Origin of the sequence: Kitasatospora sp. NPDC093550 (genome assembly GCF_044764985.1) — a bacterium.
GTDB lineage: Bacteria > Actinomycetota > Actinomycetes > Streptomycetales > Streptomycetaceae > Kitasatospora.
In genome coordinates this window covers 1-2,502 of the sequence record NZ_JBIWJF010000073.1, presented here as the reverse complement: position 1 = coordinate 2,502, position 2,502 = coordinate 1, and the positions used below count along the sequence as shown (strand labels likewise).

General features: G+C 71.9%; 4 protein-coding genes. 3 read left to right on the top strand and 1 reads right to left on the bottom strand.

The window, feature by feature from the left end; translation table 11 throughout:
- Position 1 precedes the first annotated feature (1 nt).
- Positions 2-631, bottom strand: coding sequence for a winged helix-turn-helix transcriptional regulator (locus ACIRD3_RS40465; protein ID WP_402227131.1), 630 nt, complete (start codon positions 629-631; stop codon positions 2-4).
- Positions 632-712: 81 nt separating this feature from the next.
- Between ACIRD3_RS40465 and ACIRD3_RS40460 the strand changes: the two genes are divergently transcribed.
- The 3 genes from ACIRD3_RS40460 to ACIRD3_RS40450 all read left to right on the top strand — a co-directional run.
- A complete protein-coding gene (locus tag ACIRD3_RS40460; protein ID WP_402227129.1) occupies positions 713-1,465 on the top strand; it encodes an MBL fold metallo-hydrolase in 753 nt (250 codons plus the stop codon).
- A 23-nt stretch (positions 1,466-1,488) separates the two neighbouring features.
- Entirely contained in the window at positions 1,489-2,133 is a 645-nt protein-coding gene (locus ACIRD3_RS40455; RefSeq protein WP_344464898.1) for an NAD(P)H-binding protein, read from the top strand.
- Between the two features lie 3 nt (positions 2,134-2,136).
- Positions 2,137-2,502, top strand: a 366-nt coding sequence (locus tag ACIRD3_RS40450) for an MFS transporter (protein ID WP_402227127.1), incomplete at its 3' end; no start/stop codon positions are given.

The following is a 2,502-nucleotide window of genomic DNA, read 5'->3' as shown; positions in this document are numbered from 1 at the left end:
ATCAGCGGGGCAGGATGCGCAGTACTGCCTCGCGTTCTCCGCTGAGCTGCAGGCCTTGCTGTACCGCGGTGCCCAGGTCGAGGTCGCCGAGCAGGGTCGCGGCCAGCAGGTGCGGCGGTCCGGTCAGTGACGCGGTGGGGTGGTCGACCCGGCCGGCGTGTGTGTGCACCGAGCCGTCCTTGACTTCGATGACCAGGTCCTCGTTGCCGTCGGCGTGCAGTTGCAGGGCGATTGCCGGCTGGTCGGGGTGGTGGTCGGTCAGTGCCCGGGCGGGCATGTCCAGCCAGTGGGTGCGGAAGGTGTCGCTGCCGCCCGGCTCACGCAGCAGCGGCACGCCCCACCGGCTCAGCTCCCGCAGCACCGGCTCCAGCGCGCGGCCACGCTCGGTGAGGGAGAACAGGGTGGTGGCCACCGGCGGCGGGGCGGCCTTGCGGTGGATCAGGCCGGCTTCCTCCAGTTCGCGGAGCCGGTCGACCAGCAGGTTGCTGGCGATCCCGGGCAGCCCGTTGCGCAGGTCGGTGTGCCGGCACGGGCCCAGGGCGAGCAGTTCACGGACGATCAGCAGGGTCCACCGGTCGCCGATGGTGTCCAGTGCTTTCGCGATGCCGCAGTACTGCCCGTAGGTGCGCATGCCACCACCCTACCTTGCGGCATTGAGATTCAAAACTCCCTTGTTGACTTTCTCAACAACGGCGGTCTAGCGTCGCTGCCCATGACCACCACCCTTTCCGTGCGTCGGCTGTCCTGGGCCGGCGTCGAGATCCGTCTCGGCGACACCCGCCTGCTGATCGACCCGCTCGAGAACGTCGCTCCGCTGGCGCCGGTGATGGGACCGCCGCACCGGCCGGTCGACCCGGTCGACACCCCGCCCGGCACCCACGCCCTCATCACCCACCTGCACCCCGACCACTACGACCACGACCTGATCGCCCGGATCGCGGCAACCGGCACGATCGGCTGCCACACCCCGAGCGCGGCGGCGCTGCACGAGGCGGGCATCGCCCCCGTTGCCCAGGACCTGGGCCAGCCACGCCGCATCGGAGCGCTGACCGTCACCCCGGTGACCTCGCTGGACTGGCGCGGCAACGACTGCGACCAGGTCGCCTGGGTCGTCGAAGGCGCCGGCCGGCGGGTCATCCACTGCGGCGACACCCAGTGGCACGGCAGCTGGTGGCAGATCGCCCGCGACCACGGCCCGTTCGACGTCGCGTTCGTCCCGGTCAACGGCGTCATCGCCCACTTCGAGGGCTACGCGGCCAACGTCCCGGCGACCATGACCCCCGAGCAGGGCGTCGAGGCCGCCGTCGCACTCGGCGCCGCCACCGTCTGCGCCATGCACTACGGCCTGTTCCACAACCCGCCGTTCTACACCGAACAACCCGACATCGAGCAGCGCTTCCGGCACGCCGCCGACGAGCGCGGCATCACCGCGGCCGTCGTCGCCGACGGCCAGCCCGTCCTGTGACCATCGGAAACAAGGAGCAACACATGAAGATCGTCCTGTTCGGTGCCAGCGGAAACATCGGCCGGCCCACCACCGAGGAACTCCTGCGTCGCGGCCACACCGTCACCGCGGTCACCCGAGCCGGCCACGTCGACGGACTCGAGCACAAGGCCCTGACCGTGACCACCGGTGACGTCACGGACGCCGCCGCGGTCGCCGGCCTCGCCGCCTCCCACGACGCCGTACTGTCGGCCGTCGGCCCCCGGATCGGCCAGGAGAACGACCGCGCCACGATCGTCGGTGCCGCCCGTGCGCTGATCGACGGACTCCGCCGAGCCGGCGTCACCCGCCTGGTCACCATCGGCGGCGCCGGTAGCCTGCGCACGCCGACCGGCGCCCGGGTCATGGACGACCCGGACTTCCCCGCGCTGTGGAAGGCCAACGCCGAGGCCCAGTCCGAAGCGCTCGACCTCTACCGCGGCGTGCACGACCTCGACTGGACGTACGTGTCGCCCGCCGCGGTCATCGCAGCGGGCGAGCGGACCGGGGCCTACCGCAGCGCCGGGGACACCCTGCTCACCGACGACGACGGCAACAGCCGCATCTCGTACGCCGACTACGCGATCGCCTTGGCCGACACGATCGAGAGCGGCACCGCGATCCGCCGCCGCATCACCGTGGCGTACTGAGCCATGAGCAACGACGCCGCCGGCCGGCACACCCGATCCATCGTCCTGCTCGCAGCGCTCACGGCCCTGGGACCACTGTCCGTCGACGGCTACCTGCCCGGACTGCCGGAACTCGCCGGCGACCTGCGCGCCGGCGCCGCGGCCACCCAGCTCACCATCACCGCCTGTCTGGCCGGGCTGGCCATCGGGCAGCTGATCGCCGGGCCGCTGAGCGACACCTACGGCCGGCGGCGTCCGTTGCTGGCGGGCCTCGCCCTCTACACGATCGCCAGCGCGCTCTGCGCGGTGGCACCCGACGTCCGGACCTTCGTCGGCCTGCGCCTGGTCCAGGGCATCGGCGGGGGGTTCGGCATCGTCATCGCCAACGCC

What these genes read in the sequence shown, in the direction of transcription:
- ACIRD3_RS40465 (WP_402227131.1), bottom strand. Translation starts at nt 631, where the DNA reads ATGCGCACCTACGGGCAGTACTGCGGCATCGCGAAAGCACTGGACACC.
- ACIRD3_RS40460 (WP_402227129.1), top strand. Translation starts at nt 713, where the DNA reads ATGACCACCACCCTTTCCGTGCGTCGGCTGTCCTGGGCCGGCGTCGAG.
- ACIRD3_RS40455 (WP_344464898.1), top strand. Translation starts at nt 1,489, where the DNA reads ATGAAGATCGTCCTGTTCGGTGCCAGCGGAAACATCGGCCGGCCCACC.